This is a genomic window from Pseudomonas sp. PDM26 (assembly GCF_019219185.1).
Classification (GTDB): domain Bacteria; phylum Pseudomonadota; class Gammaproteobacteria; order Pseudomonadales; family Pseudomonadaceae; genus Aquipseudomonas.
In genome coordinates this window covers 1-6,825 of sequence record NZ_JAHUWC010000027.1, presented here as the reverse complement: position 1 = coordinate 6,825, position 6,825 = coordinate 1, and the positions used below count along the sequence as shown (strand labels likewise).

The following is a 6,825-nucleotide window of genomic DNA, read 5'->3' as shown; positions in this document are numbered from 1 at the left end:
GTGCCCGTCACACCGTCGATGCTGAAGTTGACCACACTGACCGGGCCATCGACGCTCGAGGTGCCGCTGAGGACGCTGCCAGTCAGGGCGGTATCTTCCAGGGTGGAGAGCGTTTCATTGGCGTCGGCGAAGCTGTCGTCGACCGGCGTGACGCTAATGTTCAGGGTCGAGGTGTCGTTAGGTCCAGAGCCGTCGGTGACGGTGTAGCTGACGGTCGGCACCGTGCCGTTGTAGTTGGCGGCCGGGGTGAAGGTGTAGGCCCCGCTCGCTGCGATTACCAAGGTACCGACGTCGGTGATGGTCGCTGTGCTGCCGGCGGTGTACGTGGTCGCACCGACGGTGAAATTGACCACGCTTACCGGGCCATCGACGCTGCTCGTGCCACCGAGGACGCTGCCGGTGAGGGCGGTGTCTTCCAGGGTCGACACCGTTTCGCTGACGTCGGCGAAGCTGTCGTCGACCGGGGTGACGCTGATGTTCAGGGTCGAGGTGACGTTGCTGCCGGAACTGTCAGTGACGGTGTAGCTGGCGGTCGGTACCGTGCCGTTGTAGTTGGCGTCCGGGGTGAAGGTGTAAGCCCCGTTCGCCGCGATCACCAGGGTGCCGACGTTGGCAATGGTCGCGGTCTGGCCGGCGTTGAACGTGCCCGTCACACCGTCGATGTTGAAGTTGAGCACGCTGACTGGACCGTCGACGCTCGAGGTGCCGGTGAGGACGCTGCCGCTCACCGGTGCGTCTTCAGCGGTGGTCACGTTTTCGCTGAGGTCGGTGAAGCTGTCGTCGACCGGCGTGACGCTGATGTTCAGGGTCGAGGTGTCGTTAGGTCCAGAGCCGTCGGTGACGGTGTAGCTGACGGTCGGCACCGTGCCGTTGTAGTTGGCGGCCGGGGTGAAGGTGTAGGCCCCGCTCGCCGCGATCACCAGGGTGCCGACGTTGGCAATGGTCGCGGTCTGGCCGGCGTTGAACGTGCCCGTCACACCGTCGATGCTGAAGTTGACCACACTGACCGGGCCATCGACGCTCGAGGTGCCGCTGAGGACGCTGCCAGTCAGGGCGGTATCTTCCAGGGTGGAGAGCGTTTCGCTGGCGTCGGTGAAGTTGTCGTCGACCGGCGTAACGCTGATGTTCAGGGTCGAGGAGTCGTCTGTGCCGGAACCGTCGGTGACGGTGTAGGAGACGGTCGGCACCGTGCCGTTGTAGTTGGCGGCCGGGGTGAAGGTGTAGGCGCCGTTCACCGCGATGACCAGGGTGCCGACGTTGGCGATGGTCGCCGTGCTGCCGGCGGTGTAAGTGGTCGCACCGATGGTGAAGTTGACCACGCTGACCGGGCCATCGACGCTGCTCGTGTCGGAGAGGACGCTGCCTGTCAGGGCCGTGTCTTCCAGGGTCGACACCGTTTCGCTGGCGTCGATGAAGCTGTCGTCGACCGGGGTGACACTGATGTTCAGGGTCGAGGTGACGTTGCTGCCGGAACTGTCAGTGACGGTGTAGCTCACGGTCGGCACCACGCCGTTGTAATTGGCGTCCGGGGTGAAGGTGTAGGTCCCGTTCGCCGCGATCACCAGGGTGCCGACGTTGGCGATGGTCGCCGTGGTGCCGGCCGTGTAAGTGGTCCCACCGACGGTGAAGTTGGCCACGCTGACCGGGCCGTCGACGCTGCTCGTACCAGTAAGGACGCTGCCACTCACCGGGGCGTCTTCAGCGGTGGTCACGCTTTCGCTGAGGTCGGTGAAGTTGTCGTTGACCGGCGTAACGCTGATGTTCAGGGTCGAAGTGTCATCTGTGCCGGAACCGTCGGTGACGGTGTAGGTGACGGTCGGCACCGTGCCGTTGTAGTTGGCGGCAGGGGTGAAGGTGTAAGCCCCGTTCGCCGCGATCACCAGGGTGCCGACGTTGGCGATGGTCGCCGTGCTGCCGGCGGTGTAAGTGGTCGTACCGATTGTGAAGTTGACCACGCTGACCGGTCCGTCGACGCTGCTCGTGCCACTGAGGACGCTGCCGCTGAGGGAAGTATCTTCCGGGGTAGAGAGCGTTTCGCTGGAGTCGGAGAAGTTGTCGTTGACCGGTGTAACACTGATGCTCAGCGTACTGCTCGAGCCGGTATTGGTGGTGTATGTCACCTGTGGAACGTTGCCATTCCAGTCGGCAGCCGGCTTGAAGGTGTAGTCGCCGTTGCTGGAAATGATCAGCGTACCGACACCCGCGATGGTCGCGGTCTGGCCGGCGTTGAAACTGCCGTTGACCCCATTCACGCTGAAGCTTGCGACGCTCAGGGCATTATCGACATCGAGATCGTTGGTCAGCACATTGCCGATCGCGGTCTGATCTTCTTCGACGGTGATCCTGTCCGCCTGCAGCACGGTGACGTCATCGACGGCGGCCACGTGCACCACCAGTGGCAGCGAGGTGCTCGCGCTTGGGGCATCGCCGTCTTTGGCGGTGGCCGTCACGGTCAGGGGGATGTCGCCATTGAAGTTCGTCGGCGGTGTCAGTTTGAGCGTGGACAGGTTCCAACCCGTAATGTCCACCGACGTCGAGCTGTCGGCAGCATTGAAGGTGTGGGTGCCATCGGTGAGCCTGGAACCTGCCGGCAAGCCGTTCAGTGTGAGGGTGAGCGTTTCCGAGCCGTCGACGTCATTGGTGTGGGCCTGGATGGTGGACAACAGGATCGCGTTGTCTTCAAGGCCCGAGTTGAGCTCCTGAGTGACATTGATGTTGTCCAGCACACCGCCCAGGCTATTTCTGTCCCCGGCGCGGAATTCGAGTTTCTGGTTGCCATCGGCAGTGACTGGAATGTCGAAGCTGTAGTGCTGCATTCCCGGGGTCGAGGTGTTCAGGGTGCCAATGAGCTGGCCACCCCAGTACACGTTGATATGCGAATTTTCTACGCCGGCACGCGGTGCATAGTCGAGCGACACGTTGTACGTGGTGCCGGCCTTCGCATCGATAGTGGTGTAGAGGTTGCTCGCATCACCGGCGTTGCGCTCAAGTTCGATGACCTGGTTATCGCCGCCGGCACTGTAGACGCTGGCTTTGCCGATTTCGACCGCACCCCCGCGGTTGTCAGTGTGCCAGACGCCGTTGCCGAGCTTGCTGACATCGAGGTCGATGGTCGAACCGTTCACAGCGACTTCCTGGAAGTCGGTCGAGGCAACCGTACCGCCACCGGTCAGCGACAGGCTCGGGGTATCGGTGACTGGCGCGACGACGATGGTGCCGGTCGCCGAAGTAGCAGACGGCATGCCCCCGTTGTCGGTCGAGTTGTAGGTGAAGTTGGTGGTGCCACTCCAGTCGCCGGTGGGTTTGAAGTAAACCGTTGCGCCATTGGCAGTCGCGGAGATCACGCTGCTGGTGGTAAGCGCAATGGTCCCGGCCGCGTCTGCGTAAAAACTGCCATTGGCCGGCAGACTGGTCAGGGTGAAGTGGTTGACGTTGCCGTCAATGTCATTGCCGCCGAGCTGCACGGCGATCACATGATCTTCATCACCACTGGCCGAGGTGGAGTTAACGGTCGGAGCGTCGTTGACCGGGTTGACCGTGATGTCCAGCATGCTGATGGAGTGGGTGTTGGTGGTGTAGCTGACCTGTGGAACCGCGCCGTTCCAGTTCGCGGCAGGGGTGAAACTGTAATCGCCGTTGGTGGCGATAGTCACAGTGCCGACGCCGGCAATAGTCGCGGCTTGACCCGCGGTAAAGGAGCCGGGGACGCCTTGTATGGTGAATGTCGCAACACTTAGAGCGTTATCGACATCGCTGTCATTGCCTAGCACGTTGCCCGTTGCAACGTGGTCTTCATCGACAGTCTTGGTATCTGCGATCAGGACGCTCGGGTCATCGACCGGGGTGACGCTGATGTTCAGAGTCGAAGTGACGTTGCTGCCGGAACCGTCGGTGACGGTGTAGCTGACGGTTGGCACCGTGCCGTTGTAATTGGCGGCCGGGGTGAAGGTGTAAGTCCCGTTGGCGCCGATCACCAGGGTACCGACGTTGGTGATGGTCGCGGTGCTGCCAGCGGCGTAAGTGGTGTCACCGATGGTGAAGTTGAGCACGCTGACCGGGCCGTCGACGCTCGAGGTGCCGGTGAGGACGCTACCGCTCACCGGGGCGTCTTCCTGAGTGGAGACCGTTTCGCTGATGTCGGTGAAGCTGTCGTCGACCGGGGTGACGCTGATGTTCAGAGTCGAAGTGACGTTGCTGCCGGAACCGTCGGTGACGGTGTAGCTGACGGTTGGCACCGTGCCGTTGTAGTTAGCGTCCGGCGTGAAGGTGTAGGCGCCGTTGGCACCGATCACCAGGGTGCCGACGTTGGTGATGGTCGCGGTGCTGCCGGCGGCGTAGGTGGTGTCGCCGATGGTGAAATTGACCACGCTGACCGGACCATCGACGCTCGAAGTACCAGTAAGGACGCTGCCACTCACCGGGGCATCTTCAGCGGTAGTCACGCTTTCGCTGCCATCGACAAAGCTGTCATTGACCGGCGTAACGTCGATGTTCAGGGTCGAGGTGACGTTGCTGCCGGAACCGTCGGTGACGGTGTAACTGACGGTTGGCACCGCGCCGTTGTAATTCTCGGCTGGCGTGAAGGTGTAGGCGCCATTCGCCCCGATGACCAGGGTGCCGACATTGGCAATGGTCGCAGTCTGGCCGGCATTGAAAGTGCCGGTCACACCGTCAATGGTGAAGTTGACCACGCTGACCGGGCCGTCGACGCTCGAGGTTCCGGTGAGAACGCTGCCGGTCACGGCGGTGTCTTCCAGAGTCGAAACCGTTTCGCTGGCATCGACAAAGCTGTCATCGACCGGGGTGACGTCGATGTTCAGGGTCGAAGTGACGTTGCTGCCGGAGCCGTCGGTGACGGTGTAGCTGATCGTCGGCACGCTGCCGTTGTAGTTGGCATCCGGAGTGAAGGTGTAAGCGCCGTTGGCACCGATCACCAGGGTACCGACGTTGGCGATGGTCGCAGTCTGGCCGGCATTGAAAGTGCCAGTCACACCGTCGATGCTGAAGTTGAGCACGCTGACCGGACCGTCGACGCTGCTTGTGCCGGTGAGGACGCTTCCGCTCACCGGTGCGTCTTCAGCGATGGTCACGTTTTCGCTGAGGTCGGTGAAGCTGTCATCGACCGGGGTGACGTCGATGTTCAAGGTCGAGGTGACATTGCTGCCGGAACCGTCGGTGACGGTGTAGCTCACGGTGGGCACGCTGCCGTTGTAATTGGCGGCCGGGGTGAAGGTGTAAGTCCCGTTGGCGCCGATCACCAAGGTGCCGACGTTGGCGATGGTCGCGGTGCTGCCGGCGGCGTAGGTGGTGTCGCCGATTGTGAAGTTAACCACGCTGACCGGACCATCGACGCTGCTCGTGCCGGTGAGCACGCTTCCGGTGACGACGGTGTCTTCGTTGGTGGTCACGCTTTCGCTGAGGTCGGTGAAGCTGTCATCGACCGGCGTCACGTCGATGTTCAAAGTCGAGGTGACGTTGCTGCCCGTACCGTCAGTGACGGTGTAGCTGACCGTCGGCACGCTGCCGTTGTAGTTGGCATCCGGGGTGAAAGTGTAGGCGCCGTTGGCGCCGATGACCAGGGTGCCAACGTTGGCGATGGTCGCGGTGTTGCCGGCGACGTAGGTGGTGTCACCGATGGTGAAATTAACCACGCTGACTGGACCGTCGACGCTGCTCGTGCCGGTGAGGACGCTGCCGGTCACCGGGGCATCTTCAGCGGTGGTCACGCTTTCGCTGAGGTCGGTGAAGCTGTCATCGACCGGGGTGACGCCGATGTTCAAAGTCGAGGTGACATTGCTGCCGGAACTGTCGGTGACGGTGTAGCTGACGGTTGGCACCACGCCGTTGTAGTTGGCGTCCGGGGTAAAGGTGTAGGCACCATTGGCGCCGATCACCAGGGTACCGACATTGGCAATGGTCGCCGTGCTGCCGACAGCGTAGGTGGTGTCACCGATGGTGAAGTTGACCACGCTGACCGGACCGTCGACGCTCGAGGTGCCGCTGAGCACGCTGCCGGTGACGGCGGTGTCTTCCTGAGTGGAGACCGTTTCGCTGAGGTCGGTGAAGCTGTCATCGACCGAGGTGACGCTGATGTTCAGGGTCGAGGTGACATCGCTGCCGGAGCCGTCGGTGACGGTGTAGCTGACGGTCGGCACCGTGCCGTTGTAGTTGGCGTCCGGGGTAAAGGTGTAGGCACCATTGGCGCCGATCACCAGGGTGCCGATATTGGCAATGGTCGCCGTGCTGCCGGCAGCGTAGGTGGTGTCACCGATGGTGAAGTTGACCACGCTGACCGGACCGTCGACGCTCGAAGTGCCGGTGAGGACGCTGCCGGTCAGGGCGGTGTCTTCCAGGGTCGAGACCGTTTCGCTGAGGTCGGTGAAGCTGTCATCGACCGGCGTGACGTCGATGTTCAGGGTGGAGGTGAGATTGCTGCCGGAACCGCCAGTCACGGTGTAGCTGACCGTCGGCACGCTGCCGTTGTAGTTGGCGTCCGGGGTGAAGGTGTAGGTGCCGTTGGCGCCGATCACCAGGGTGCCGACGTTGGCGATGGTTGCCGTGCTGCCGGCGGCGAACGTGCCGGTCACACCGTCGATGCTGAAGTTGACCACGCTGACCGGGCCGTCGACGCTCGAGGTGCCGCCGAGCACACTGCCGGTGACGGCGGTGTCTTCCGGAGTCGAGACCGTTTCGCTGAGGTCGGTGAAGCTGTCGTCGACCGGCGTGACGTCGATGTTCAGGGTCGAAGTGTCGTCTGTACCGGAACCGTCGGTGACGGTGTAGATCACGGTCGGTACCGCGCCGTTGTAGTTGGCGGCCGGCGTG

General features: G+C 62.7%; 1 protein-coding gene. It reads right to left on the bottom strand.

The features are described from left to right. The coding region (locus KW849_RS30860) for a tandem-95 repeat protein (RefSeq protein WP_218433882.1) at positions 1 to 6,825 on the bottom strand (6,825 nt) is incomplete at both ends.